Raw genomic sequence first — 1,038 nt, forward strand, 5'->3', positions numbered from 1 at the left:
TGAGGCGCTCCTGCCCGGGGCGCGGCTCCAGCATCGCCAGGTGGCGCGCTCCCCCGACCACGCGCGGCGCGGCCTCCACGAGGGCGGCGACGGCCGGCGACCAGCCCGCGGGGCCGTCCTCGCCCACTCCCACCACCTCGATCATGGCGGTCACCCTATGTGGTCGCACGCGGCGAGCCGTCTGCGATCATGTCGCCCGTCGCGTGCGAGGAATCCGGTGAGAGTCCGGAACGGTCCCGCCACTGTGAGCCCTCTCGGGCGAGTCAGGACGTCGCCCGCGGCCGCCGGTGCGTCCGCGCCGGTGCCCCGATGCCGGCACGCGCGGTCACGTGCCAGGAGGACCCATGAGTCGTTACCCGTTCACGGCCGTCGTCGGCGCCGACGACCTGTCGCTCGCCCTGGTGCTCAGCTGCATCGCCCCTGAGGTGGGAGGCGTGCTGGTGCGCGGCGAGAAGGGCACCGCCAAGTCCACCATCGTGCGCGGCCTGGTGGAGGTGCTGCCGCCGGTGGACGTGGTGGAGGACTGCCGCTTCGCGTGCGACCCTGCCGTCCCGGCCGCCGACTGCCCGGACGGTCCGCACGAGGACGCGGCCGCCACCTCCCGCCCGACACGTCTGGTGGAGCTGCCCGTGGGCGCCGGGGAGGACCGCGTGGCCGGAGCGCTCGACCTGGCCGAGGCGCTCGGCGCCGGCCGTGCCGCGTTCCGCCCCGGCCTGCTGGCCCAGGCGCACCGCGGGCTGCTCTACGTGGACGAGGTGAACCTGCTGCACGACCACCTCGTGGACCTGCTGCTGGACGCCTCGGCGATGGGGGCCAACACCGTGGAGCGCGACGGCATCTCCCTGACGCACCCGGCGCGGTTCGTGCTCGTCGGGACGATGAACCCCGAGGAGGGCGAGCTGCGCCCGCAGCTGCTCGACCGGTTCGGGCTGTCGGTGGACGTGGCGGCCTCCCGCGAGCCCGGCGTGCGCGCCGAGGTGGTGCAGCGCCGGCTGGCCTTCGACGCCGACCCCGCCGGCTTCCGCGCACGGTTCGCCG

1 protein-coding gene and 1 riboswitch are annotated in these 1,038 nt (G+C 75.5%); the gene reads left to right on the plus strand.

Annotated features, from left to right (window positions below; genetic code table 11):
* The first annotated feature begins 209 nt into the window (after positions 1–209).
* A riboswitch (cobalamin riboswitch) is annotated at positions 210–270 on the plus strand.
* 74 nt (positions 271–344) lie between these two features.
* A partial coding sequence (locus tag HMPREF3099_RS05685) for a magnesium chelatase ATPase subunit I (RefSeq protein ID WP_202816702.1) occupies positions 345–1,038 on the plus strand: 694 nt, incomplete at its 3' end.

It is taken from the genome of Kytococcus sp. HMSC28H12 (assembly GCF_001816045.1).
Lineage (GTDB): Bacteria > Actinomycetota > Actinomycetes > Actinomycetales > Dermatophilaceae > Kytococcus > Kytococcus schroeteri.